This window comes from Streptomyces sp. NPDC048191 (genome assembly GCF_040652655.1).
Lineage (GTDB): Bacteria > Actinomycetota > Actinomycetes > Streptomycetales > Streptomycetaceae > Streptomyces.
The window spans coordinates 342,202-366,021 of sequence record NZ_JBEZMO010000002.1 but is presented as its reverse complement, the minus strand read 5'-3'; the positions used below and the strand labels follow the sequence as shown (position 1 = coordinate 366,021).

The 23,820-nt window shown below is 71.0% G+C and carries 21 protein-coding genes; 15 read left to right on the top strand and 6 right to left on the bottom strand.

All coding sequences use genetic code 11. The features are described 5' to 3' along the window. The first annotated feature begins 6 nt into the window (after positions 1 to 6). From murG to AB0D93_RS04665, 8 genes are all read left to right on the top strand, one after another. Positions 7 to 1,095: an undecaprenyldiphospho-muramoylpentapeptide beta-N-acetylglucosaminyltransferase gene (gene murG, locus AB0D93_RS04700; protein ID WP_362112895.1), complete on the top strand. Its 1,089-nt coding sequence runs from the start codon at positions 7 to 9 to the stop codon at positions 1,093 to 1,095. A 26-nt stretch (positions 1,096 to 1,121) separates the two neighbouring features. Then, a complete protein-coding gene (locus tag AB0D93_RS04695) occupies positions 1,122 to 1,916 on the top strand; it encodes an FtsQ-type POTRA domain-containing protein (protein ID WP_362113511.1) in 795 nt (264 codons plus the stop codon). 279 nt (positions 1,917 to 2,195) lie between these two features. Further along, positions 2,196 to 3,401, top strand: a complete 1,206-nt coding sequence (gene ftsZ / locus AB0D93_RS04690) for a cell division protein FtsZ (protein WP_362112892.1) — start codon at positions 2,196 to 2,198, stop codon at positions 3,399 to 3,401. Beyond that, positions 3,398 to 4,126 carry a peptidoglycan editing factor PgeF gene (gene pgeF / locus AB0D93_RS04685; protein WP_362112889.1) on the top strand — a complete coding sequence of 243 codons (729 nt, stop codon included), beginning with the start codon at positions 3,398 to 3,400 and terminating at the stop codon, positions 4,124 to 4,126. Before ftsZ ends, pgeF begins: the two co-directional genes overlap by 4 nt. 6 nt (positions 4,127 to 4,132) lie before the next feature. Continuing rightward, positions 4,133 to 4,852 (top strand): YggS family pyridoxal phosphate-dependent enzyme, encoded by a 720-nt coding sequence (locus AB0D93_RS04680; protein ID WP_362112886.1) that lies wholly within the window; start codon positions 4,133 to 4,135, stop codon positions 4,850 to 4,852. Positions 4,853 to 4,980: 128 nt separating this feature from the next. Further along, complete coding sequence (gene sepF, locus AB0D93_RS04675) at positions 4,981 to 5,622, top strand: cell division protein SepF (RefSeq protein WP_362112883.1); 642 nt, start codon at positions 4,981 to 4,983, stop codon at positions 5,620 to 5,622. Between the two features lie 60 nt (positions 5,623 to 5,682). Further along, positions 5,683 to 5,970: a YggT family protein gene (locus AB0D93_RS04670; RefSeq protein WP_055707297.1), complete on the top strand. Its 288-nt coding sequence runs from the start codon at positions 5,683 to 5,685 to the stop codon at positions 5,968 to 5,970. A gap of 55 nt (positions 5,971 to 6,025) precedes the next feature. Then, positions 6,026 to 7,165: a DivIVA domain-containing protein gene (locus tag AB0D93_RS04665; protein WP_362112878.1), complete on the top strand. Its 1,140-nt coding sequence runs from the start codon at positions 6,026 to 6,028 to the stop codon at positions 7,163 to 7,165. Between the two features lie 238 nt (positions 7,166 to 7,403). On the opposite strand, the gene ileS is transcribed toward AB0D93_RS04665, so the two are convergent. Beyond that, positions 7,404 to 10,547 carry an isoleucine--tRNA ligase gene (gene ileS, locus AB0D93_RS04660; RefSeq protein ID WP_362112875.1) on the bottom strand — a complete coding sequence of 1,048 codons (3,144 nt, stop codon included), beginning with the start codon at positions 10,545 to 10,547 and terminating at the stop codon, positions 7,404 to 7,406. Positions 10,548 to 11,152: 605 nt separating this feature from the next. Here ileS and AB0D93_RS04655 point away from each other — a divergent pair. The 6 genes from AB0D93_RS04655 (at position 11,153) to AB0D93_RS04630 (ending at position 17,146) form a co-directional block, all read left to right on the top strand. After that, positions 11,153 to 12,514, top strand: coding sequence for a histone H1-like repetitive region-containing protein (locus AB0D93_RS04655; RefSeq protein WP_362112872.1), 1,362 nt, complete (start codon positions 11,153 to 11,155; stop codon positions 12,512 to 12,514). 67 nt (positions 12,515 to 12,581) lie between these two features. Further along, the gene (lspA, locus tag AB0D93_RS04650) at positions 12,582 to 13,169 is read left to right on the top strand and encodes a signal peptidase II (protein ID WP_362112869.1); all 588 of its coding nucleotides are present in this window, start codon (positions 12,582 to 12,584) and stop codon (positions 13,167 to 13,169) included. Positions 13,170 to 13,232: 63 nt separating this feature from the next. Next, positions 13,233 to 14,177 (top strand): RluA family pseudouridine synthase, encoded by a 945-nt coding sequence (locus tag AB0D93_RS04645; protein ID WP_362112866.1) that lies wholly within the window; start codon positions 13,233 to 13,235, stop codon positions 14,175 to 14,177. Then, complete coding sequence (locus AB0D93_RS04640) at positions 14,174 to 14,641, top strand: GNAT family N-acetyltransferase (RefSeq protein ID WP_362112863.1); 468 nt, start codon at positions 14,174 to 14,176, stop codon at positions 14,639 to 14,641. Before AB0D93_RS04645 ends, AB0D93_RS04640 begins: the two co-directional genes overlap by 4 nt. Positions 14,642 to 14,736: 95 nt before the next feature. Beyond that, positions 14,737 to 16,323, top strand: a complete 1,587-nt coding sequence (locus AB0D93_RS04635) for a Na+/H+ antiporter (RefSeq protein ID WP_362112860.1) — start codon at positions 14,737 to 14,739, stop codon at positions 16,321 to 16,323. 82 nt (positions 16,324 to 16,405) lie between these two features. Then, positions 16,406 to 17,146 (top strand): SDR family oxidoreductase, encoded by a 741-nt coding sequence (locus tag AB0D93_RS04630; RefSeq protein ID WP_362112857.1) that lies wholly within the window; start codon positions 16,406 to 16,408, stop codon positions 17,144 to 17,146. Here the strand turns inward: AB0D93_RS04630 and AB0D93_RS04625 are convergent. Then, on the bottom strand, positions 17,109 to 18,191 hold the full coding sequence (locus tag AB0D93_RS04625) for a mechanosensitive ion channel domain-containing protein (protein WP_362112853.1): 1,083 nt from the start codon (positions 18,189 to 18,191) through the stop codon (positions 17,109 to 17,111). The genes AB0D93_RS04630 and AB0D93_RS04625 overlap by 38 nt on opposite strands. A gap of 104 nt (positions 18,192 to 18,295) precedes the next feature. Here AB0D93_RS04625 and AB0D93_RS04620 point away from each other — a divergent pair, with 104 nt between their 5' ends. Beyond that, positions 18,296 to 18,874 carry a dienelactone hydrolase family protein gene (locus AB0D93_RS04620; protein ID WP_362112850.1) on the top strand — a complete coding sequence of 193 codons (579 nt, stop codon included), beginning with the start codon at positions 18,296 to 18,298 and terminating at the stop codon, positions 18,872 to 18,874. A gap of 6 nt (positions 18,875 to 18,880) precedes the next feature. Here the strand turns inward: AB0D93_RS04620 and AB0D93_RS04615 are convergent, their stop codons facing one another. The 4 genes from AB0D93_RS04615 to AB0D93_RS04600 all read right to left on the bottom strand — a co-directional run bounded on the left by AB0D93_RS04615 (position 18,881) and on the right by AB0D93_RS04600 (position 23,621). After that, positions 18,881 to 20,551, bottom strand: coding sequence for an alkaline phosphatase D family protein (locus tag AB0D93_RS04615; protein WP_362112847.1), 1,671 nt, complete (start codon positions 20,549 to 20,551; stop codon positions 18,881 to 18,883). Positions 20,552 to 20,644: 93 nt separating this feature from the next. Next, positions 20,645 to 21,457, bottom strand: coding sequence for a DsbA family protein (locus tag AB0D93_RS04610; RefSeq protein WP_362112844.1), 813 nt, complete (start codon positions 21,455 to 21,457; stop codon positions 20,645 to 20,647). 80 nt (positions 21,458 to 21,537) lie between these two features. After that, the gene (locus AB0D93_RS04605; RefSeq protein ID WP_362112841.1) at positions 21,538 to 22,227 is read right to left on the bottom strand and encodes a hypothetical protein; all 690 of its coding nucleotides are present in this window, start codon (positions 22,225 to 22,227) and stop codon (positions 21,538 to 21,540) included. A gap of 68 nt (positions 22,228 to 22,295) precedes the next feature. After that, on the bottom strand, positions 22,296 to 23,621 hold the full coding sequence (locus AB0D93_RS04600; protein ID WP_362112838.1) for a DUF2252 domain-containing protein: 1,326 nt from the start codon (positions 23,619 to 23,621) through the stop codon (positions 22,296 to 22,298). Positions 23,622 to 23,820 lie beyond the last annotated feature (199 nt).

Here is a 23,820-nt window from a genome sequence, read left to right as displayed (position 1 = left end):
ATTTCGGTGCATGTCGTACTCGCCGGTGGGGGGACCGCCGGCCACATCGAGCCCGCGCTCGCCCTCGCGGACGCCCTGCGCAGGCAGGACCCGACCGTGGGGATCACGGCCCTGGGCACGGAGCGCGGCCTGGAGACCCGGCTCGTCCCGGAGCGCGGCTATGAGCTGGCGCTGATCCCCGCGGTACCGCTGCCCCGCAAGCCCACCCCCGAGCTGATCACCGTCCCGGGCCGGCTGCGCGGCACGATCAAGGCCGCCGAGCAGATCCTGGAGCGCACCAAGGCGGACGCCGTGGTCGGTTTCGGTGGTTATGTCGCACTGCCCGGCTATCTGGCCGCCAAGCGGCTCGGCGTGCCCATCGTGATCCACGAGGCCAACGCCCGCCCGGGCCTGGCCAACAAGATCGGCTCGCGGTACGCGGCCCGGGTCGCCGTCTCCACGCCGGACAGCAAGCTGCGCGACGCCCGCTACATCGGCATCCCGCTGCGCCGCTCCATCGCCACACTGGACCGCGCCGCCGTCCGCCCCGAGGCCCGCCACCGCTTCGGTCTCGACCCCAACCTGCCCACGCTGCTCGTCTCCGGCGGCTCGCAGGGCGCCCGCCGCCTCAACGAGGTCGTCCAGCAGGTCGCGCCGTGGCTCCAGCGGGCCGGCATCCAGATCCTGCACGCGGTCGGCCCGAAGAACGAACTGCCGCAGGTGCACCAGATGCCGGGAATGCCCCCCTATATCCCGGTAAGTTACCTGGACCGGATGGACCTCGCGTACGCCGCGGCCGACATGATGCTCTGCCGTGCGGGCGCGATGACCGTCGCCGAACTCTCCGCCGTCGGGCTCCCGGCCGCCTACGTCCCGCTGCCCATCGGCAACGGCGAACAGCGGCTCAACGCCCAGCCGGTGGTGAAGGCCGGCGGCGGACTTCTCGTCGACGACGCGGAACTGACCCCGGAGTGGGTGCAGCAGAACGTCCTGCCCGTGCTGGCCGATCCGCACCGGCTGTACGAGATGTCCCGCGCGGCAAGCGAGTTCGGCCGCCGGGACGCCGACGACCTGCTCGTCGGCATGGTGTACGAGGCGATCGCCTCGCGCCGTTAGGACCGTATGACGAAAGGGCAATGAGCGTGGCCGGACCGACGACCGCCGAGCGCGGTGACCGCCAGCAGGAGTCGTCCGGCCCGCCGCCCGCCCGCGGTCTCAGAAGACGGCGCCTTCGTACGATCGTCATCCTGGCGGTGCTCTGCGTCCTCCTCGGCGCCGGTGGTACCTGGTTGTTGTACGGCTCCCAGTGGCTGCGCGTGCGGCACGTCTCGGTGTCCGGCACGCTCGTGCTGACCCCCGCCGAGGTGCGCGAGGCGGCGGCCGTGCCGGTGGGGGCGCCGATGATTTCCGTCGACACCGACCGGATCGAAGCCCGACTTCGCCGGAAATTGCCCCGAATTGACACCGTTGATGTGGTCCGTTCCTGGCCCCATGGAATCGGTCTGAAACTGACCGAGCGCACTCCGGTTCTGCTTGTGGGAAAGGGCGGGAACTTCGTCGAAGTCGACGACGAAGGTGTCCGGTTCGCTACGGTTTCTGAGGCGCCGAAAGGCGTTCCGATGCTGGAATTGTCCGTCTCCCGTACGGGTTCGGGTGCCGCGAGCTTCCGGCGCTTCGGCACCGACCGGCTGGTGCGCGAGGCGGTACGGGTCGCCGGTGATCTGCCGGCCGCCGTGTCGAGGGAGACCCGGACCGTCCAAGTCCGTTCCTACGACGACATCTCGCTGCAGTTGGCCGGCGGTCGCACGGTGGCGTGGGGCAGCAGCGAGAACGGCCGCGCCAAGGCAAGGGCCCTCGCAGCTCTCATGAAAGCAGCCCCGGGCGCGCGGCACTTCGATGTCAGTGTGCCCACCGCCCCTGCGTCCTCGGGGAGTTGACGCCCATCAGTGCAGGCCAGCACCCTGGTTGGGCACTGCTACGGCTGATCACATAGGGTGAAAAGAAAAACGGGAGGTTCGGCGTGTTCGTTGAACGTGCGCCACTTGTCGACTTAGTGTCCTGTTCAGAAGACTCCAGGGAACAGACACACTGGTAACCCTAAACTTCAGGGTTAGGGTTCGGGTCGGCGCTACGGACCGTCCCATTCGGCATCCGTCGTCCCGGCGCGGGGCACCGCACGGCGGCGACAACGTAATTCGAGGCGAGAGGCCTTCGACGTGGCAGCACCGCAGAACTACCTCGCAGTCATCAAGGTCATCGGTGTCGGCGGCGGTGGTGTCAATGCCATCAACCGGATGATCGAGGTCGGTCTCAAGGGCGTCGAGTTCATCGCCATCAACACCGACGCTCAGGCGCTGTTGATGAGCGACGCCGACGTCAAGCTCGACGTGGGCCGCGAACTCACCCGCGGACTCGGCGCCGGCGCCAACCCGGCCGTCGGCCGCAAGGCCGCCGAGGACCACCGCGAGGAGATCGAGGAGGTCCTCAAGGGGGCCGACATGGTCTTCGTGACGGCCGGTGAAGGCGGCGGCACCGGCACCGGCGGCGCGCCCGTCGTGGCCAACATCGCACGCTCCCTCGGTGCCCTCACCATCGGTGTGGTCACGCGCCCGTTCACCTTCGAGGGGCGGCGCCGCGCGAACCAGGCCGAGGACGGCATCGCGGAGCTGCGCGAAGAGGTCGACACCCTCATCGTCATCCCCAACGACCGGCTGCTGTCCATCTCGGACCGCCAGGTCTCGGTCCTGGACGCCTTCAAGTCCGCCGACCAGGTCCTGCTCTCCGGTGTCCAGGGCATCACCGACCTCATCACCACGCCCGGCCTGATCAACCTCGACTTCGCCGACGTGAAGTCGGTCATGTCCGAGGCCGGTTCGGCCCTCATGGGCATCGGCTCGGCCCGCGGCGACGACCGCGCGGTGGCCGCGGCCGAGATGGCGATCTCCTCGCCGCTGCTGGAGGCGTCCATCGACGGCGCCCGCGGCGTGCTGCTCTCCATCTCCGGCGGCTCCGACCTCGGCCTGTTCGAGATCAACGAGGCCGCCCAGCTGGTCAGCGAGGCCGCCCACCCCGAGGCCAACATCATCTTCGGCGCGGTCATCGACGACGCCCTCGGCGACGAGGTCCGGGTCACCGTGATCGCGGCCGGCTTCGACGGCGGCCAGCCGCCGGCCCGCCGGGACAACGTGCTCGGCTCATCCTCGACTTCGGCCTCTTCCCGCCGCGAGGAGCCCCCGGCGCGGCAGCCCGAGCCCAGCCGGCCGACCTTCGGCTCGCTCGGCAGCGTGACGCCCAAGGAGGAGCCGGAGCCGGCGCCCGAGCCGGTGGCCGACATCCCGAGCGCCCCGCCGGTGACGCCGTCGCCGCGGACCTACTCGGACAGCGCGGCCGAGGAGCTGGACGTTCCGGACTTCCTGAAGTGATAGGACAGCGCGAGAGCGTGAGCGGCGCGCACTTCGCCTTCACCGACCGGTGGGGCGGGGTGAGCGCCGCTCCGTATGAGGAGCTCAACCTCGGCGGCGCGGTCGGCGACGCCCCGGAGGCCGTACGGACCAACCGGGACATCGCGGCCAAGTCGCTCGGTGTCGACCCGGGTCTGGTGGTCTGGATGAACCAGGTGCACGGGGCCGGCGTGGCCGTGGTGGACGAGCCCTGGGGAGAGCGTCCGGTACCGGAGGTCGACGCGGTCGTCACCGCCCGCCGCGGACTCGCCCTAGCCGTCCTCACCGCCGACTGCGTGCCGGTGCTGCTGGCCGATCCCGTCGCCGGGGTCGCCGCGGCGGCGCACGCGGGCCGGCCCGGCATGGTCAAGGGGGTCGTCCCCGCCGCCGTGCGGGCCATGGTCGAACTCGGCGCCGAGCCGGGCCGGATCGTCGCCCGCACGGGGCCGGCCGTGTGCGGGCGGTGCTACGAGGTGCCGGAGGCGATGCGCGCCGAGGTGGCGGCCACCGAGCCGGCGGCGCACGCCGAAACGAGCTGGGGTACGCCGGCGGTCGACGTGAGCGCCGGGGTGCACGCGCAGCTCGACCGGCTCGGGGTGCGCGACCGGGCGCAGTCACCGGCGTGCACGCTGGAGTCGGACGACCACTTCTCCTACCGCCGTGACCGCATCACCGGGCGGCTCGCGGGCTATGTGTGGCTGGACTGATGGGGCATGACGGACCGTAAGACCCAACTCGCCGCAAACCTGGCGAAAGTGGAGGAGCGCATCACCGCCGCGTGCGTGGCGGCCGGGCGCAAGCGGGAGGAGGTGACCCTGATCGTGGTCACCAAGACCTACCCGGCGAGCGATGTGCGGATGCTGTCGGAACTCGGTGTACGTCATGTCGCCGAGAACCGCGACCAGGATGCGGCGCCGAAGGCCGCCGCATGTGCGGATCTGCCGCTCAAATGGCACTTTGTCGGTCAGTTGCAAACCAACAAGGTCCGTTCCGTGGTCGGTTACGCCGATGTCGTGCAGTCCGTCGACCGCGCCCGGCTCGTCACCGCGCTGTCGAAGGAGGCGGTGCGGGCGGAGCGCGAGGTGGGCTGTCTGATCCAGGTCGCGCTGGACGCGGGCGCGAGCGGCCGGGGCGAGCGCGGAGGCGTCGCGCCGGACGGGATCGAAGAGTTGGCCGACCTCGTCGGCGGGGCGCCGGGGCTGCGGCTCGACGGACTGATGACCGTCGCCCCGCTCACCGGCGAGTACGCGGGGCGTGAACAGGCGGCGTTCGAGCGGCTCATGGATTTGTCGACTGACCTGCGCCGAGCCCATCCGGCTGCAACCATGGTGTCGGCAGGGATGAGTGCGGACCTCGAACAGGCCGTGGCCGCCGGGGCGACACATGTGCGCGTCGGCACTGCGGTACTCGGAGTCCGCCCCAGGCTCGGGTAACGTCGCCAAGAAGTCGGACCACAGCAGAAAATATGGTCAATGCCTGTGAAGGCGGGCACAACGACCTCGTGGATCGCGGGCACTTGGCAGTCGTCAGCCGATCCACCACAGAGCGGAGGACTCAGAGCATGGCCGGCGCGATGCGCAAGATGGCGGTCTACCTCGGCCTCGTGGAGGACGATGGGTACGACGGCCGCGGTTTCGACCCCGACGACGATTTCGAGCCCGAGCTGGACCCGGAGCCCGAGCGGGATCACCGACGGCATGAATCTTCACACCAGTCGCACGGCGCACATCAGTCCCAAAGGGGCGAAGAGGTGCGAATCGTGCAACCGCCCGCGCCGCGCGAGCCGGTGGTCCGTTCGACTTCGCTCGCCGCGGAATCCGGACGTCCGGCGCGCATCGCGCCCGTGGCATCCATCACACAAGAACGTCAGCCCCTCGAGAAGAACGCGCCGGTGATCATGCCCAAGGTTGTGTCCGAGCGAGAGCCTTACCGGATCACCACGCTTCACCCCCGGACCTACAACGAGGCCCGTACCATCGGGGAACACTTCCGTGAGGGCACCCCGGTGATCATGAATCTGACTGAGATGGATGACACAGACGCGAAGCGACTTGTCGACTTTGCGGCCGGTTTGGTGTTTGGTCTTCACGGCAGCATCGAGCGGGTGACGCAGAAGGTGTTCCTGTTGTCTCCTGCTAACGTCGATGTCACGGCGGAGGACAAGGCCCGCATCGCAGAGGGCGGGTTCTTCAACCAGAGCTGAGACGCACAACCGGATCGAAGTTCGGAAGAGCACGGAGCAGGGGAGAGGGAAGCGCAGGCCATGAGCGTGTTCGTCACGGTGGTCCACACCGCGCTGCTGGTGTTTCTCGCCGTGCTCATCTTCCGGCTGGTCATGGATTATGTGTTCCAGTTCGCCCGCTCGTGGCAACCCGGCAAGGCGATGGTGGTCGTACTGGAGGCCACCTACACTGTCACCGATCCACCGCTGAAGCTTCTGCGGCGGTTCATCCCGCCGCTGCGTCTCGGGGGCGTGGCGCTCGACCTGTCCTTCTTCGTACTGATGATCATCGTCTACATCCTCCTCTCCATCACGGGGAGCTTCATGTGATGAGGGTGGACGATACGGTCTTGCCGACTGCCGATGACTACGTTGAGGTGAAGAGATGCCGTTGACCCCCGAGGACGTGCGGAACAAGCAGTTCACGACCGTCCGCCTCCGAGAAGGCTATGACGAGGACGAGGTCGATGCCTTCCTCGACGAGGTCGAAGCCGAACTGACCCGTCTACTCCGCGAGAACGAGGACCTGCGCGCCAAGCTGGCCGCGGCGACCCGTGCGGCCGCGCAGAACCAGCAGAACATGCGCAAGGGCCCGCCGGAGCAGGACCAGCCGCAGCACCCGCAGCAGCAGGGCATGCGAGGTCCCGGCGCGCCGGTGCCCGCCGGCATATCGGGCCCGCCGCAGCAGCAGATGGGCGGCCCCATGGGTGGCCCGCCCCAGCTGCCGAGCGGCGCCCCGCAGCTGCCCGCCGGTCCCGGCGGCCAGGGCGGCCCGCAGGGTCCCGGTCCGATGGGCCAGGGCCCGATGGGTCAGGGTCCGATGGGCCAGGGCCCGATGGGCGGCCAGCCGCCCATGCAGCAGCAGATGGGTGGCCCGATGGGCGGCCCCATGGGCGGTCCGATGGGCGGCCCCGGTCAGGGCCCCGGTGGCGACAGCGCCGCCCGAGTCCTCTCGCTGGCCCAGCAGACCGCCGACCAGGCGATCGCCGAGGCCCGCTCCGAGGCCAACAAGATCGTCGGCGAGGCCCGCAGCCGCGCCGAGGGTCTGGAGCGTGACGCCCGTGCCAAGGCCGACGCCCTGGAGCGGGACGCGCAGGAGAAGCACCGCGTCGCGATGGGCTCCCTGGAGTCCGCCCGCGCCACGCTGGAGCGCAAGGTCGAGGACCTGCGCGGCTTCGAGCGCGAGTACCGCACGCGCCTGAAGTCGTACCTGGAGTCGCAGCTGCGCCAGCTGGAGACCCAGGCCGACGACTCCCTGGCCCCGCCGCGTACCCCGGCCACCGCGTCCCTGCCGCCGTCCCCGGCGCCCTCCATGGCCCCGGCCGGCGCGAGCGCCCCGTCCTACGGCGGCAACCAGACGATGGGCGGCAACCCCGCTCCGTCCGGCCCGTCGTACGGCGGTCAGCAGCAGATGACCCCGGCCATGACCCAGCCCATGGCCCCGGTCCGCCCGCAGGGTCCGTCCCCGATGGGCCAGGCGCCCTCGCCGATGCGCGGGTTCCTGATCGACGAGGACGACAACTGAGCACCGGGCACTAGTACGACAACGGCGTCGGCAGCGTCCCATAGGGCGGGCCCCCCGGACTTCGGTCCTGGGGGCCCGCCCTTTTTACGCGGGTTGACGGGCATGTCGGCGGTGGTTCCGCGGTGACCGCTGATCGCCGACGAGGCGGGCGGAGCGCACGGAGACGGCCCCGACGACGCCCATGAGGAAGGGCCCGGCCTCCCCACGGAGACCGGGCCCTTCTCGAACCGCTCGGCGCCTACACCTTCCGCAGCCGGAACGTCAGGGACAGCCCCTCGTCGGTGAACGGCTCACCGAAGCTGTCGTCGGCCTCGCCCTGGGCGAAGTCGGTCGACAGGACCTCGTCGGCGATCAGTTCGCTGTGCTCGGTCAGGGCCGCGATCACCGCGGCGTCCGTCGAGCCCCACCGCAGGGCGATCCGGTCGGCCACGTCCAGGCCGCTGTTCTTGCGGGCCTCCTGGATCAGCCGGATCGCGTCGCGGGCCAGGCCCGCCTGCCGCAGCTCCTCGGTGATCTCCAGGTCCAGGGCGACCGTGGCACCGGAGTCGGAGGCCACCGACCAGCCCTCGCGCGGGGTCTCGGTGATGATCACCTCGTCGGGGGCGAGGGCGACCGTCTCACCGTCGACCTCCACCGACGCCGTGCCCTCACGCAGGGCGAGGGACAGCGCGGCGGCGTCCGCGTTCGCGACGGCCTTCGCCACGTCCTGCACCCGCTTGCCGAACCGCTTGCCCAGGGCTCGGAAGTTGGCCTTGGCGGTGGTGTCCACCAGCGAGCCGCCGACCTCGGAGAGGGACGCCAGCGAGGAGACGTTCAGCTCCTCGGTGATCTGGGCGTGCAGCTCCGGGTGCAGGGACTCGAAGCCGGTCGCGGCGATCAGCGCGCGGGACAGCGGCTGACGGGTCTTGACGCCCGACTCCGCGCGCGTGGCGCGGCCCAGCTCCACGAGCCGGCGGACCAGGACCATCTGCCGGGACAGCTCCGGGTCGATGGCGGACAGATCCGCCTCCGGCCAGCCGGCCAGGTGCACGGACTCCGGCGAACCCGCCGTCACCGGCACGATCAGGTCCTGCCACACCCGCTCGGTGATGAACGGGGTGATCGGCGCCATCAGCCTGGTGACCGTCTCCAGCACCTCGTGGAGCGTGCGCAGTGCGGCCTTGTCGCCCTGCCAGAAGCGGCGCCGCGAGCGGCGGACGTACCAGTTGGACAGGTCGTCGACGAACGCCGACAGCAGCTTTCCGGCGCGCTGGGTGTCGTAGGCCTCCAGGGACTGCGTCACCTGGTCGGTCAGCGCGTGCAGCTCGGACAGCAGCCAGCGGTCGATCAGCGGCCGCTCGGCCGGGGCCGGGTCCGCGGCGCTGGGCGCCCACTGGGACGTACGGGCGTACAGCGCCTGGAAGGCGACCGTGTTCCAGTACGTCAGCAGGGTCTTGCGGACGACCTCCTGGATGGTGCCGTGGCCGACCCGGCGGGCCGCCCACGGGGAGCCGCCGGCCGCCATGAACCAGCGCACCGCGTCCGCGCCGTGCTGGTCCATGAGCGGGATCGGCTGCAGGATGTTGCCGAGGTGCTTGGACATCTTGCGGCCGTCCTCGGCGAGGATGTGGCCCAGGCAGACGACGTTCTCGTACGACGACTTGTCGAAGACCAGGGTGCCGACGGCCATCAGCGTGTAGAACCAGCCGCGGGTCTGGTCGATCGCCTCGGAGATGAACTGCGCCGGGTACCGGCTCTCGAACAGCTCCTTGTTCTTGTACGGGTAGCCCCACTGCGCGAACGGCATCGAACCCGAGTCGTACCAGGCGTCGATGACCTCCGGCACGCGCGTGGCCGTCCTGCCGCAGCCGTCGTGGCGGCAGGCGAAGGTGACCTCGTCGATGTACGGCCGGTGCGGGTCGAGGCCCGACTGGTCGGCGCCGGTCAGCTCGGTCAGCTCCGCGCGGGAGCCGACGCAGGTGAGGTGGTCGTCCTCGCAGCGCCAGATGGGCAGCGGGGTGCCCCAGTAGCGGTTGCGGGACAGCGCCCAGTCGATGTTGTTGTTCAGCCAGTCGCCGAAGCGGCCGTGCTTGACCGTCTCCGGGAACCAGTTGGTCTTCTCGTTCTCCTGGATGAGGCGGTCCTTGATCGCCGTCGTGCGGATGTACCAGGAGGGCTGCGCGTAGTAGAGCAGCGCGGTGTGACAGCGCCAGCAGTGCGGGTAGCTGTGTTCGTACGGCAGGTGCTTGAAGAGGAGGCCGCGCTGCGACAGGTCCTCGGTGAGCTTTTCGTCCGCCTTCTTGAAGAAGACGCCGCCGACCAGGGGGACGTCCTCCTCGAAGGTGCCGTCCGGGCGGACCGGGTTGACCACGGGCAGGCCGTAGGCGCGGCAGACCTTGAGGTCGTCCTCACCGAAGGCGGGGGACTGGTGCACCAGACCCGTACCGTCCTCGGTGGTCACGTAGTCGGCGTTCACCACGAAGTGCGCCGGTTCCGGGAACTCCACGAGCTCGAACGGACGTTGGTACGCCCAGCGCTCCATCTCGGCGCCGGTGAAGGTCTGGCCGGTGGTCTCCCAGCCCTCGCCGAGCGCCTTGGCGACGAGCGGCTCGGCGACGACGAGCTTCTCCTCACCGTCGGTGGCGACGACGTAGGTGACCTCCGGGTGCGCGGCGACGGCCGTGTTGGACACCAGGGTCCAGGGGGTCGTCGTCCACACCAGGAGCGCGGCCTCGCCGGCGAGCGGACCGGAGGTGAGCGGGAAACGGACGTACACCGACGGGTCGACGACCGTCTCGTAGCCCTGCGCCAGCTCGTGATCGGACAGGCCGGTGCCGCAGCGCGGGCACCAGGGGGCGACCCGGTGGTCCTGGACCAGCAGGCCCTTGCCGAAGATCTCCTTCAGCGACCACCAGACCGACTCCACGTACTCGGGGTCCATGGTGCGGTAGGCGTCGTCCAGGTCGACCCAGTAGCCCATGCGGGTCGTCAGCTCGGCGAAGGCGTCGGTGTGCCGGGTCACGGACTCGCGGCACTTGGCGTTGAACTCGGCGATGCCGTACGCCTCGATGTCCTGCTTGCCGGAGAAGCCCAGCTCCTTCTCGACGGCCAGCTCCACGGGCAGGCCGTGGCAGTCCCAGCCGGCCTTGCGGGCCACGTGGTAGCCGCGCATGGTGCGGAAGCGCGGGAAGACGTCCTTGAAGACGCGTGCCTCGATGTGGTGGGCGCCGGGCATGCCGTTGGCGGTGGGCGGGCCTTCGTAGAACACCCATTCCGGGCGGCCCTCGGACTGCTCCAGGCTCTTGGTGAAGATCTTCTGGTCGCGCCAGAAGTCGAGCACGGCGTGCTCAAGAGCGGGCAGGTCGACCTGTGCGGGCACCTGGCGGTACGTCGGCGCTGTCATCTGCGAGCATCCTCCAACGGACTTGCTGCCTTCCGTCGGAGGGACGAGAGCCTTCGATCCTGCTTACGCCGTGTGCGGCGCGCTCCCGCGGTACCACCCTCCTTGGCCCTCCGCCGCGCCGTGCACGCCGGTGAGCCCCCTCATTGGGGTCGCGAAGCCGGTTCTACTCGCCCCAGCGCCGTGGCTGTGGCTTTCTTCCGGCGGCTCCGGGGTGATCTTCACGTCGCGCTCGCCCCCGGGCTTCCACCGTCCCCGGGTCGCTCTGGGCTGCGTACGCCGCTACTCGTCCCCATCCACGCTTCTCGCTCCGCCCAGTGTACGGCGCCGCACGGACAGCGGCTGACCGGTTTTCCGCGCGGTGCGGCCGTGGTCCGGGCGAGAGGCCGGGATGACCCGAATGGCGAGGTGGCGGGCGCTCGGGTCCCGGCAGGCCCGGCCCGGCGGATTACCCGGCGGGGAGCTGGGCACAACGGATGCAGGCCCGCTGCGCGGGGGGTGCGGGCGGGCGAATCGGGCGGTGTGCCCCGTTGCCGCGGGACTCAAGTCGATTTATCGTCCCAGCACGATTCGCGAGCAAGATCACAATATGTGAAGGGGCCGCGGCCATGGTGGCGAAAAAGACCGCCGTACAGCAGCCGGCTACCGGCCGGCGCCGGGGCGTGGCCGCCTCCGGCGCTGCGGCTTCCTCCGGCGGCGAGGCCGAGGGAGCGGCCGCGAGGAAGCGGGCGGCCGCCGGGAAGGACGCGGCGCCGGTCACCAGGAGGACGACGGCGAAGGAGACCGCCGGGAAGGATCCGGCCGGGAAGAATCCGGCCGCCAGGAGAACCACCGCCGAGAAGACCGCGGTGAGGGAGACGGCGGGCGGGAAGTCCGTGGCCCGGGGGACGGCCGCCGCCGGGACGGCCGACGGGAAGTCCGTGGCCAAGGGGAGGGCCGTCGGGGGGACGGCCGGCGGGAAAGCGGGCGCGGAGAAGAGCACGGTGAGGGAGGCGGCTGGCGGGAAGTCTGTCGCCAAGGAGACGGTCGCCAAGGGGACGGTCGGCGAGGGGACGGCCGGCGAGGAGGCGGCTGCCAAGGGGGCGTCGGTCAAGAAGGGCGCCGCGAAGAAGGCCGCCGTCGGCAAGACCGTGGCGGGGAAGCCCGAGGCGAAGGAGGCACCCGGCAAGAAGGCGGCCGGCAAGGAGACGGCGGCGAAGAAGTCCGCTGCCGGGAAAGCCGTGGCCAAGAAGGCGCCGGCCGACAAGGCGGCCGGTGGCGACGCGGCGGCGGGCACGGCGGTTGCGAAGAAGGCGCCGGCCGAGAAGGCCGGCGGGAGGAAGCCGACGGCGAAGGGGGTGGCCCAGGCGGAGGAGACGGCCGCGAAGAAGCCGGCGGCGAGGAAGGCCGGCGGCAGGAAGGCGGCCGCCGAGGGCGTCTCCACGGAGGCGGCCGGGACGAGCACGGCCAAGAAAGCGGGCGCGGCGCGGGCCGCGAAGCAGACGGGAGCCACGACAGTGGTTGCGAAGAAGACTCCTGGTACGGCCACGACGGGCACCGCCGTTCCGAAGGCGCGGGTCGCCGCGGCGGAGCCCGGCGAACTGGCGGTGCGCCCCGGTGAGGACCCCTGGACCCCGGAAGAGGTCGCGGAGGCCCGTGCCGAGCTGCTGTCCGAGGTGGAGCGGCTGCGCGACGAGATCAGCTCCTCCGAGGCGTCCCTCGCGGGCCTGATGCGGGACTCCGGGGACGGCGCGGGAGACGACCAGGCCGACACCGGGACCAAGAACATCACCCGGGAGCACGAGCTGGCCCTGGCCGCCAACGCGCGCGAGATGCTGATCCAGAACGAGCACGCCCTGGAACGGCTGGACGCGGGCACCTACGGCCTGTGCGAGAACTGCGGCAATCCCATCGGCAAGGCGCGGATGCTGGCCTTCCCCAGGGCCACCCTGTGTGTGGAGTGCAAGCAGAAGCAGGAACGTCGCTCCTGAACGTGAGGGGCCGCCGGGCCGTGCCGTAGTCTCGTCCTCAGCCAGGCACCTAGGTTGAGGGACTCACGTGGCAGAGGCGGAGCGCATCATCGGTACGCCGGACACCCCGGACGACAGCGGCGAGCGGACGGCGGGCGAGCAGCCGGCCCCCGAGCGGGTGCGGGGCCGCCGCGGGCGCCGGATCGCCCTGCTGTTCGCGGTGGCCGCGTTCGCGTACGCCCTGGACCTGATCAGCAAGACGCTCGTGGTCGCCAAGCTGGAGGGCCACGCCCCGATCAAGCTGATCGGGGACTGGCTGGAGCTGAACGCCATCCGCAACCCGGGCGCGGCCTTCGGCTTCGGCGCGGCCTTCACCGTCATCTTCACCGTGATCGCGGCCGCCGTGATCGTGGTGATCATCCGCCTGGCCCGCAAGCTGTACAGCTACCCCTGGGCCATCGCGCTCGGCCTGCTGCTCGGCGGCGCCCTCGGCAACCTCACGGACCGGATCTTCCGGTCTCCCGGGGTCTTCGAGGGCAAGGTCGTGGACTTCATCGCGCCCAAGGGCTTCGCCGTTTTCAACCTGGCGGACTCGGCGATCGTGTGCGGCGGCATCCTGATCGTGCTGCTGTCCTTCCGGGGGCTGGACCCGGACGGCACGGTCCACAAGGACTGACCCCGCGGCCGGTCTTCCACAGGCTCGTGCGGGCCGCTTCCGCCGGTCCGGCATACTCGACGGGTGAGCACGCTTCCCGAGATCCGTACCCTGCCCGTGCCCGACGGCCTGGAGGGCGAGCGCGTCGACGCCGCCATCTCCCGCATGTTCGGCTTCTCCCGCACCAAGGCGGCGGAGCTGGCCGCGGCCGGCAAGGTCCAGGTCGACGGCGCCGTGGTCGGCAAGTCCGAGCGGGTGCGCGGCGGCGCCTGGCTCGAGGTCGAGATGCCGCAGGCGCCCGCGCCGGTGCAGGTGGTCGCCGAGCCGGTCGAGGGCATGGAGATCGTGCACGACGACGAGGACGTGGTCGTGATCGTCAAGCCGGTCGGTGTGGCCGCGCACCCGTCGCCCGGCTGGAGCGGCCCCACCGTGATCGGCGGTCTGGCCGCCGCCGGGTACCGGATCTCCACCTCCGGCGCCGCCGAGCGCCAGGGCATCGTGCACCGCCTGGACGTCGGTACCTCGGGCCTGATGGCGGTCGCCAAGTCGGAGCGGGCATACACCTCGCTCAAGCGCCAGTTCAAGGAGCGCACGGTCGACAAGCGCTACCACACCCTGGTCCAGGGCCACCCGGACCCGACGAGCGGCACGATCGACGCGCCGATCGGCCGCCACCCGAACCACGACTACAAGTGGGCGGTCACGGCCGACGGCAAGCCCTCCGTGACGCACTACGACCTCATCGAGGCGTTCCGCGCCGCCTCCCTGCTGGACGTGAAGCTGGAGACCGGCCGCACCCACCAGATCCGCGTCCACATGTCCGCCCACCGCCATCCCTGCGTCGGCGACCTCACCTACGGCGCCGATCCCACGCTGGCCAAGCGGCTGCGCCTGACCCGGCAGTGGCTGCACGCCGTGCGCCTCGGCTTCGAACACCCCGCGGACGGAGGGTGGGTGGAGTTCGAGAGCGCCTACCCCGAGGACCTGCAGAAGGCCCTCGACCAGGTCCGTGAGGAGACGTACGCGTGAGCGCGCCGTACACCGTCCGGATCGCGGAGGACCCGGCCGACCGCGAAGCCTGCTTCACGGTCCGCAAGGACGTCTTCGTCGTGGAGCAGGGCGTCGACGAGGACATCGAGTACGACTCCTACGACGCGGTCGCCGTGCATGTGCTGGCGGTCCGCGAGGACGGCGTGCCGCTCGGCACCGGCCGGCTGCTGCACGGTGAGGCGGCCGCCGCCAAGACCGGTGGGGACGCCTCGGTGGGCTCCCTGGGCCGGCTCGCCGTCTCCCGCGAGGCCCGTGGGCTCGGGGTCGGCGTGGCCCTGGTGCGGGCCATCGAGGACGCGGCACGCGCGCGGGGGCTCACGGCGGTCGACCTGCACGCGCAGACCCACGCCCTGGGCTTCTACGAGCGCCTCGGCTACGCGGCGTACGGCCCGGAGTTCCCGGACGCCGGCATCCCGCACCGGGCGATGCGCCGGGCCCTGTAGGCCTCGCGCCGCGCCTTGCGGCGGCAGGCGTTCGCGTCGGCCGGATGGCAGGCTTGAGGCCTGCCGTGTGATCGTCGACCCCCGGAGCGCCGGCCGTGGATCAGTTGGCCCTGTTGTTCGTACTGCTGCTCGGGGCCCTGGTGAGCGTCCCGGTGGGGGACCGGTTCGGGGTGCCGGCGCCCGTACTGATGACGGTGTTCGGCGGGGTGCTCGCGGTGGCGGACTTCGTGCCCAACGTGAACATCCCGCCGGAACTGATCCTGCCCGGACTGCTTCCGCCGCTGCTCTACGCCGCCGTACGACGCACCTCCTGGCGGCAGTTCGCGGCCAACATCCGCCCGATCTTCCTGCTGGCCGTCGCCCTGGTGTTCGTGACGACGGTGTGCGTGGCGTTCGTCGCCAACGCGATCGTGCCCGGGCTGCCGATCGCCGCCGCCGTCGCGCTCGGTGCGCTGATCGCCCCGCCCGACCCGATCGCCGCGACCAGCGTCGCCGGACAACTGGGGCTGCCGCGCCGACTGGTGTCCATCCTGGAGGGCGAGGGGCTCTTCAACGACGTCACGGCCATCGTGCTGTACCACGTGGCGATCGCCGCGGCCGTGAGCGGCTCGTTCTCGGCGTGGCGGGCCGGACTCGACCTGGTGCTGTCGGCCGTGGTCGCGGTGGCCGTCGGCCTGCTGCTGGGCTGGGGCGCGAACAGGCTGATGGACCTGCTCGGCGATCCGACCCTGCAGATCGGCATGACCCTGCTGGTGCCGTACGCCTCCTACGTCCTCACGGAGAAGCTGCACGGGTCCGGGGTGCTGGCGGTGCTCACCACGGCGCTCTTCCTCGCCGAGTACTCCACCGACGCCGACGACGTGATGACCCGGCTCGCCGGGCACACCTTCTGGGACATCATCGACACCCTGGTCACGGGCGTCGCCTTCGGGCTCATCGGTCTCGAACTGCACAACGCCATCCGCACGGCCCAGGGGCGCTGGGGGGAGATGCTCGGCTGGGCCGCCGCCGTGGTGGGCGTCGTGATCGTCGTACGGCTGGTGTGGCTGCTGCCCGCGAGCTGGCTGACCAAGCGGCTGCACGCACGGCGGGACTACGACGAGGAGGTCCCCATGAGCATGCGGGAGACCGTCGTGATGTGGTGGTCCGGGATGCGCGGGGTGGCCTCGGTGGCGCTGGCGCTGGCCGTCCCGCTGAAGACCGACGACGGCTCCCCGTTCCCCGACCGCGGCGAGATCATCTTCATCGCCTTCGGGGTCATCATCGTCACGCTGGTACTGCAGGGGCTCACGCTGCCGTGGCTGGTGAAGCGGCTCGGTGTGCGGGCCGGCTCCGAACGGGAGAAGGAGTTCGAGAAGGAGCTGGCGGTACGGGCCGCGAAGGCGGCCAAGCGCAGGCTGCGGGAGATCGAGCAGGTGGAGGACCTGCCCGAGGACCTGTCCGAGCAGATGCTGCGGCGCGCCTTCGACATCGGGATCCGGATCAGCCCCGACATGGGCGAGCAGGAGCGGCGGGAGGCGCAGCACCAGCGGGTCAAGCGGCTGAAGCGGATCCGGAACATCCAGAACGAGATGCTGAGCGCGGCCCGGCACGAGGTGCTGGCGGCGCGCAGCGAGCCGGGCGCGGACCCGGAGATCGTGGACCGGGTGCTCAGGCATCTCGACGTGCGGAGTCTGCGGTGACCCGACAGGAACAGTCATACAAATGTGCCGAACCTGTGGATAAATCCCGGCGTCGCCGGCCGGTCGCTCCTACTCTCGGATCATGACTCGCAACATCGTGATCAGTGGTGGCGGTACGGGCATCGGGCGGGCGGCGGCTCAGGCGTTCGCGGCGGACGGCGACCGGGTGCTGTTGCTGGGGCGGCGCGCGGAGGTACTGGAGAAGGCCGGGGTGCCCGGGGCGCTGACCCGTGCGGCGGATCTCTCCGAGCCCGGGCAGGTGCGCGGGGTGGCCCGGTTCGTCGCCGAAGAGCTGGGCACGGTCGACGTGCTCGTGCACGGTGCGGGCGGCGCCGGGCAGCTGGAGCCGCCGGCCGAGAGCGACGACCCCCTGGACCGGGTGGCCCACGACTGGACGGTCAACTTCCGGCAGAACGCGCTGACGGCCGCGCTCCTCACCGAGGCACTGAAGGACCGCCTCGCCGAGCCCGGCGGGCGGGTGCTGTTCATCTCGTCCATCGCCGCCTACCGGGGTTCGGGCACCGGCGCCTACGCGGCCGCCAAGGCCGGGCTGCATCCCTACGCGCACGACCTGGCCCGGGAGCTGGGCCCGCGCGGCATCACCGTGAACGTGGTCGCGCCGGGTTTCGTCGAGGACACCGAGTTCTTCGGGGACACCATGGACGAGGCCCGGCGGGCGCGGCTCGTCGCCGACACGGTGACCGGCCGCGCGGGGATACCGGGAGACGTGGCCGCGACCCTGCACTGGCTGGCCTCGCCCGGCGCCGGGCACATCACCTCACAGGTCATCCAGGTGAACGGGGGTGCGGAGCGCGGCCATTGACCAACTCCGCGGGGCGCCGCACCGCCTCGGAGGTGTTGACGCGGGGGAGCGCGTAGGGGTGCTCGCTCAGCAGCCACGCGATCATCTGCTCGCGGACCGTGACGCGTACGGTCCAGATGTCGTCGGAGTCCTTCGCGGTCATCAGGGCCCGGACCTGGATGGTGTTGGGCGTGCTGTCCGTCACCACCAGACCGTAGGAGCGGCCGTCCCAGGCCGGGCTCTCGCGCAGGATGTCGCGCAGTTTCTCGCGCATCTCCTCGACGGGCGCGCTGTGGTCGAGGTGCCAGAAGACGGTGCCGGTCATCTGCGGGGTGCCCCGCGACCAGTTCTCGAAGGGTTTGGAGGTGAAGTACGACACCGGCATGGTGATCCGGCGTTCGTCCCAGGTCCGTACGGTCAGGAAGGTCAGGGTGATCTCCTCGACCGTGCCCCACTCGCCGTCCACGACGACCGTGTCCTCGATGCGCACCATGTCGCCGAAGGCGATCTGCAACCCGGCGAACATGTTGGACAGGGTCGACTGGGCCGCCACACCGGCGATGGCAGCGATGATGCCCGCCGAAGCCAGCAGCGAGGCGCCGGCCGTGCGCATCGCCGGGAAGGTCAGCAGCATGGCGGCGATCGCCACGACGATGACGACCGCCGACACGACCCGCATGATCAGCTCCACCTGCGTGCGCACCCGGCGCACCCGGGCCGCGTCCCGGTGCGCGCGGGCGTAACGGCTGTAGGTGGTCTCGACGATCGCCGCGGCGATCCGGATCACCAGCCAGGCGGCGGCGCCGATCAGCACCAGGGTCAGCGTCCGGCCGATGCCGGCCTGGTGCCGCTCCAGCAGCTTCGCCTGGTCGTACGAGCCGCGCAGCAGGGCGGCGCACAGCACGAGCTGGTAGGGGATGCGGGCGCGGCGCAGCAGTCCCCACAGGGGTGAGTCGTGCTCGCGTGCGTCGGCCTTGCGCAGCAGCCGGTCGGTGGCCCAGCCGATGACCAGCGTGAGGAGCACCGAGCTGCCGATCACGATGACGGGGCGGACTACGTTCTCCATGCCTCCGCTCCTAACCGGAGCCCGGCGGACATGAACATGTGAGTTCGGCGCGTTCCCGGGTACGGCGGCTCGGGCGGAGTCGTACCGGCTGGCACCATGGCCACATGAACATCATGCTTTTTCACTCGACCTACGGCCTCAGGCCCGCGGTGCGCGCGGCCGCGGACCGGCTGCGCGCGGCCGGCCACGAGGTGTGGACGCCGGACCTCTTCGAGGGGCGCACGTTCGACACCGTCGAGGAGGGCATGGAGTTCAAGGAGCGGATCGGCAAGGAGGAGCTGCTGAAGCGGGCCGTGCTGGCGGCGGCCCCGTACTCGGACCGCGGTCTGGTGTACGCCGGGTTCTCACTCGGCGCCTCCATCGCCCAGACGCTCGCCCTCGGCGACGACAAGGCGCGCGGCCTGCTGCTCCTGCACGGTACGTCGGACATCGCGCCGACCGCGCACGTGGACGAGCTGCCGGTGCAGCTGCACGTGGCCGAGCCGGACCCGTTCGAGACGGACGACTGGCTGACCGCCTGGTATCTGCAGATGGGCCGGGCCGGTGCCGACGTGGAGGTCTACCGGTACGCCGGCGCCGGGCATCTCTACACCGACCCCGAACTGCCGGACCACGACGCCGAGGCCGCCGAGGCCACCTGGCGGGTGGCACTCGGCTTCCTCGACAGCCTGCGGTCGGCGTAGCCCCGGCTACACCGGGTCGTAGGTCCGCTCGACCTTCTGGGTGCCGCTGCGGGTGCGGTAGGAGCGCACCCACTTGGAGGTCGCGTTCGCGTCGGTGCGGTCGGACAGCACGTAGTAGTCCATCTGCGCGCGGTCGGCGGTGATGTCCAGCACGCCGTAGCCGTGCCGGTCGGTGTCCACCCAGTGGACGTGCCGGTTCGCGGCCTCGATGAGCGGCGCGGCGACGGCGGAGACGGTGCCCTCCGGGACCTTGACGATGTCGTCGAGGTTGTCGGAGGTCACCGACGTGATCACGAACTCGGTGGCCGCCGACGGCGACAGCGGGTAGGTGCCCGCGTCCACCGGCACGTCGTTGGCCCAGGACATGTGGATGTCCCCGGTCAGGAAGACGGTGTTGCCGATGGCGTTCGAGCGCAGGTGGTCGAGGAGTTCACGGCGGTCGTGGGTGTAGCCGTCCCACTGGTCGGTGTTGACGCCGATGCCGTCCTGCGGCAGGTCGAGCAGCTTGGCGAGCGGCTTGAGCAGGTCGGCGGTGAGGGACCCGATGACGAACGGCGCGATCATCACCGAGTTGCCGACCAGCCGCCACTTGGTGTCGGAGGCCTTCAGGCCCGCCTTCAGCCAGTCGAGCTGGGCCCGGCCGGTGATCGTCCGGTTGGGGTCGTCCACCGAGCCGCTGCCGGTGGACGCCTGCTGGGAGCGGAACGAGCGCAGGTCCAGCAGCGACAGATCGGCGAGCTTGCCGAAGCGCAGCCGCCGGTAGGTGGTGCCCTCGACCGCGGGGCGGACCGGCATCCACTCGAAGTAGGCCTGCTTGGCGGCCGCCTTGCGGGCGGTCCAGGTGCCCTCGGCGCCCTCGGTGTGGTTGACCGCGCCACCCGACCAGGCGTTGTCGGCGAACTCGTGGTCGTCCCAGATCGCGACGACCGGCGCCTTCAGGTGCAGGGCCTGCAGATCGGGGTCGGTCTTGTACTTCGCGTGCCGGATCCGGTAGTCGGCGAGCGTGATGATCTCGTTCGCCGGCGCGTGCGGGCGGACGACCGTGCCGCGCGCCGCGTACTCGCCGGACTTGTACTCGTAGATGTAGTCGCCGAGGTGCAGCCAGGCGTCCAGGTCGCTCCGGGCCGCGAGATGGCGGTAGGCGGCGAAGTAGCCGGCCTCCCAGTTGGCGCAGGTGACCACGCCGAAGCGCAAGGAGGACACGGCCGCGTCCGCCGCCGGCGCGGTGCGGGTGCGGGCCACCGGGGAGTCGGTGCCGCCGGCCGAGAACCGGAACCAGTAGTCGGTCGCCGGCTCCAGGCCACGGACGTCCGCCTTGACGGTGTGGTCGGAGGCGGCCGTCGCCGTCACGGAGCCCTTGGCGACGATGTCGCTGAACGCCTTGTCCTTGGCGACGGCCCAGTTCACCTCGGTGTCCGGGCCGATCCCGGAGCCGGGTACGGCGTCAGGGGCCGGGGTCACCCGGGTCCACAGCAGGACGCCGTCGGGCAGCGGGTCACCGGAGGCGACACCGTGCAGGAAGGCGGGGGCCTGGTCGGCGGCGCGCGCCGGGAGCGAGGCGGCGAGCGGGCCGGCCAGCACAGCCGTCGCCGCCGCGGCCTTGACGACCGTACGGCGGCGGGGCGAAAGGAAGTTGAGGCCTTCGGCGGCCGTGGATGATCTGTATCGACTGGTCACGACCGATCAGGTTACTGATCGGTACGCGCGAGAGCGGGCGAACCCCGAAAGTTCGCCCGCTCTTCACGGGAGGGACGGTTTCCCGGCGTTCCGTCAGCCCTTGAGCGCCGCGTCGAGGGCCTTGTTGAACTCGGCCACGGTCATGGGCGGGTTCTTGCCGTCGGCGCCCGTCAGCGTCTTGCCGTCCATCTTCAGGGTCGGGGTGCCCTTGATGCCGTCCTTGTCGAAGATCTTGGACTCCTCCAGCGCCCACCGGTCGTAGGTGCCGTCCTTCACGGCCTTCTGGAACGCCGCGTTGCCCTTCAGGGCGGGGACCGTGTCGGCGATCTTGATCAGATAGGCGTCGTCCTTGAACTTGTCGTCGTTCTCGTCGGGGTGCCACTTCGTCGAGTACATCGCGGCCTTGTACTCGAGGAACGCCTCGGGGCTGACGTTGAGCGCGGCGCCGAGTGCGCTGAGCCCGTTCTTGGAGCCCACGCCCGGCAGGTTGGTGTCGAGGAAGGTGGCACCGACGTACCGGAGCTTGAACTTGCCGCTGTCGATGCCCTGCTTCACCGCCGGACCGACGGTCTGCTCGAACTGCGCGCAGACCGGGCAGCGCGGGTCCTCGTAGATGGTCAGGGTCTTCTGGGCGGTGCTCTTGCCGATGACCACGGTCGTGCCGTCCGCGCCCGTGGTGTTGGCCGGCTTCACGAGCGGCTGGCTCTTCGCGGCGTCCCACCCGGTGGGCTTGTTCGCCTGGACGACGGCATAGCCGATGCCGCCGGCCGCGGCCAGCACGGCCACGACCGAGGCGGCCACGATGACCTGCCGCCTGGCCTTGTCGCGCTTGGCCTGCCGCTCGCGCTCCTGGCGCAGCCGCTCCCGGGCCGCCGTCTTCGCCGTCTGGCTGTTCCGCTTGCTCATAGTGGTGATCTCCGTGTGGGACGCGCACATGCCGTACGCGGGATACGTATGGGGGACTGGGGGTGCTCAGATCTCGCCGCTCAGCCGATGGCGAGGGCGGGCGAGCACGGCGGTCCACGTCGTCCCAGGGAGTGCACGAAGAGCCGGTCGCGGGCGGCGGCCCGGCGCGGAGCAGGGCGCGGCTGCCGGCGGACCGGGGCCGGCCGGACGGTGACCGCGGCCACCGCGAGCAGCAGCGGCCGGAAGGTGGTGGCGGCGACCGCGCGCAGCAGCTGCACCAGCGCCCGCTCGCCCCGGCGCAGCCAGGCCGCGGCGAGCAGGCCCACGCCGACGTGCGTGGCGAGCAGCAGCCAGGCGGCCGCCGGACTGGCGTGCGCGAGCAGCGCCGCCGGGCGGCCGTGGGCCCCGGTCATCTGGGCCAGGGGGGTGCCGACGGCACCCCCCTGGCACAGCACGTCGAAGCCGAACGCGTGCAGGGGGCCGGCGACCGGGCCGCCCGCCCTGCCGTAACAGGTGCTCTGGCCGGTGGTGAACACCGTGTCGGCGGCCAGCTCCAGCGGGATCAGCAGGGCCGCGATCCGGCCGAAACCACGCTCGCGGCCCGCCAGCGCGAACGCGGTGGCGAGCACGCCGGCACCGACCGCCAGCACCGTCGCCACCGGCAGCGGGGCCCGGGACAGCAGCACGTGCGACGCGGTGCTGAGCGTCACGACGACAGCCGTGAACAGCGCCGCGCGCACGGCTCTGAGCTGGATCCCGGATATGTCCATAGCGAGAGAAGAGTCTGACACGTGAGCGGTTAAGGGACCCCTAAAGGGTGCCTGTGAGTGCGCGAAGGTTACAGCCCCGGAATCCGGCCGTTGCGGAACAGGTCGACGAAGATCTGGTGGTCGGCACGCGCGCGTGCGCCGTAGCTGTGCGCGAAGTCCACCAGGAGGGGCGCGAAGCCCTCCTCGTCGGCCGCGAGCGCCGCGTCGATGGCCCGCTCGGTGGAGAACGGCACCAGGGACTCGCCGGAGGTGTCGTCGGCCGCCGCGTGCATCGTCGCCGTGGCCCGGCCCAGGTCGGCGACGACCTGCGCGATCTCCTCCGGGTCGTCGATGTCGCCCCAGTCCAGGTCGACGGCGTACGGCGAGACCTCGGCCACCAGCTGGCCCGCGCCGTCCAGCTCGGTCCAGCCCAGCCACGGGTCGGCGTGCGCCTGCAGGGCACGCTGGGAGATCACCGTGCGGTGTCCCTCGTGCTGGAAGTAGCCGGCGATGGCCGGGTCGGTGATGTGCCGGGAGACGGCCGGGGTCTGGGCCTGCTTGATGTAGATCACGACGTCGTTCTCCAGGGCGTCGCTGTGGCCCTCCAGCAGGATGTTGTACGACGGCAGGCCGGCCGAGCCGATGCCGATGCCGCGGCGGCCGACGACGTCCTTGACGCGGTAGGAGTCCGGGCGGGCGAGGGAGGAGTCCGGCAGCGTCTCCAGATAGCCGTCGAAGGCCGCGAGGACCTTGTAGCGGGTGGCAGCGTCCAGCTCGATGGAGCCGCCGCCCGGCGCGAAGCGGCGCTCGAAGTCGCGGATCTCCGTCATCGAGTCCAGCAGCTCGAAGCGGGTCAGCGAACGGGCGGCGCGCAGCGCGCCCAGCAGGGGGCCCTCGGCGCTGTCCAGGGTGAACGGCGGCACCTCGTCGCTCTTGGCACCCGTGGCCAGGGCGTGGACGCGCTCGCGGTAGGCACCGGCGTAGGTCCGCACGAGCTCGGTGATCTGCTCGTCACTGAGCGCCTTCGCGTACCCGATCAGCGCGATCGACGCCGAGAAGCGCTTCAGGTCCCAGGTGAAGGGGCCGACGTAGGCCTCGTCGAAGTCGTTGACGTTGAAGACCAGGCGGCCGTTGGAGTCCATGTACGTGCCGAAGTTCTCCGCGTGCAGGTCGCCGTGGATCCACACGCGCGAGGTGCGGTCGTCCAGGTACGGGCCGCCCCGCCGCTCGGCGTCGAGGTCGTGGTAGAAGAGGCACGCCGTGCCCCGGTAGAACGCGAAGGCCGAGGCCGCCATCTTCCGGAACTTCACCCGGAACGCGGCCGGGTCGGCGGCCAGGAGCCGGCCGAAGGCGGTGTCGAAGACAGCGAGGATCTCCTCGCCGCGCTGCTCGTCGTTGAGCTGGGGTGCCGACATCGCTGGGTGCCTCCTGGTGCATTACCTGTACGACAGCGTTTCTGCCGTCTCCAACGGGCGACGCCGCGCGGGAGTGCCCGGTTCCCGCATGAAGGTACGCGGGGATCCACCGCGAGTGTCAGTCCCGAGGCATAGACTTCGACGCTGTCCCCCAGAGTGTCCGTCCACCCGTCGTCGACCGTTTCCGTTGGAGGCCACA

What these genes read in the sequence shown, in the direction of transcription:
- AB0D93_RS04680 (WP_362112886.1), top strand. Translation starts at nt 4,133, where the DNA reads ATGACGGACCGTAAGACCCAACTCGCCGCAAACCTGGCGAAAGTGGAG.
- sepF (WP_362112883.1), top strand. Translation starts at nt 4,981, where the DNA reads ATGGCCGGCGCGATGCGCAAGATGGCGGTCTACCTCGGCCTCGTGGAG.
- AB0D93_RS04670 (WP_055707297.1), top strand. Translation starts at nt 5,683, where the DNA reads ATGAGCGTGTTCGTCACGGTGGTCCACACCGCGCTGCTGGTGTTTCTC.
- AB0D93_RS04665 (WP_362112878.1), top strand. Translation starts at nt 6,026, where the DNA reads ATGCCGTTGACCCCCGAGGACGTGCGGAACAAGCAGTTCACGACCGTC.
- ileS (WP_362112875.1), bottom strand. Translation starts at nt 10,547, where the DNA reads ATGACAGCGCCGACGTACCGCCAGGTGCCCGCACAGGTCGACCTGCCC.
- AB0D93_RS04655 (WP_362112872.1), top strand. Translation starts at nt 11,153, where the DNA reads ATGGTGGCGAAAAAGACCGCCGTACAGCAGCCGGCTACCGGCCGGCGC.
- AB0D93_RS04630 (WP_362112857.1), top strand. Translation starts at nt 16,406, where the DNA reads ATGACTCGCAACATCGTGATCAGTGGTGGCGGTACGGGCATCGGGCGG.
- AB0D93_RS04625 (WP_362112853.1), bottom strand. Translation starts at nt 18,191, where the DNA reads ATGGAGAACGTAGTCCGCCCCGTCATCGTGATCGGCAGCTCGGTGCTC.
- AB0D93_RS04620 (WP_362112850.1), top strand. Translation starts at nt 18,296, where the DNA reads ATGAACATCATGCTTTTTCACTCGACCTACGGCCTCAGGCCCGCGGTG.
- AB0D93_RS04610 (WP_362112844.1), bottom strand. Translation starts at nt 21,457, where the DNA reads ATGAGCAAGCGGAACAGCCAGACGGCGAAGACGGCGGCCCGGGAGCGG.
- AB0D93_RS04605 (WP_362112841.1), bottom strand. Translation starts at nt 22,227, where the DNA reads ATGGACATATCCGGGATCCAGCTCAGAGCCGTGCGCGCGGCGCTGTTC.
- AB0D93_RS04600 (WP_362112838.1), bottom strand. Translation starts at nt 23,621, where the DNA reads ATGTCGGCACCCCAGCTCAACGACGAGCAGCGCGGCGAGGAGATCCTC.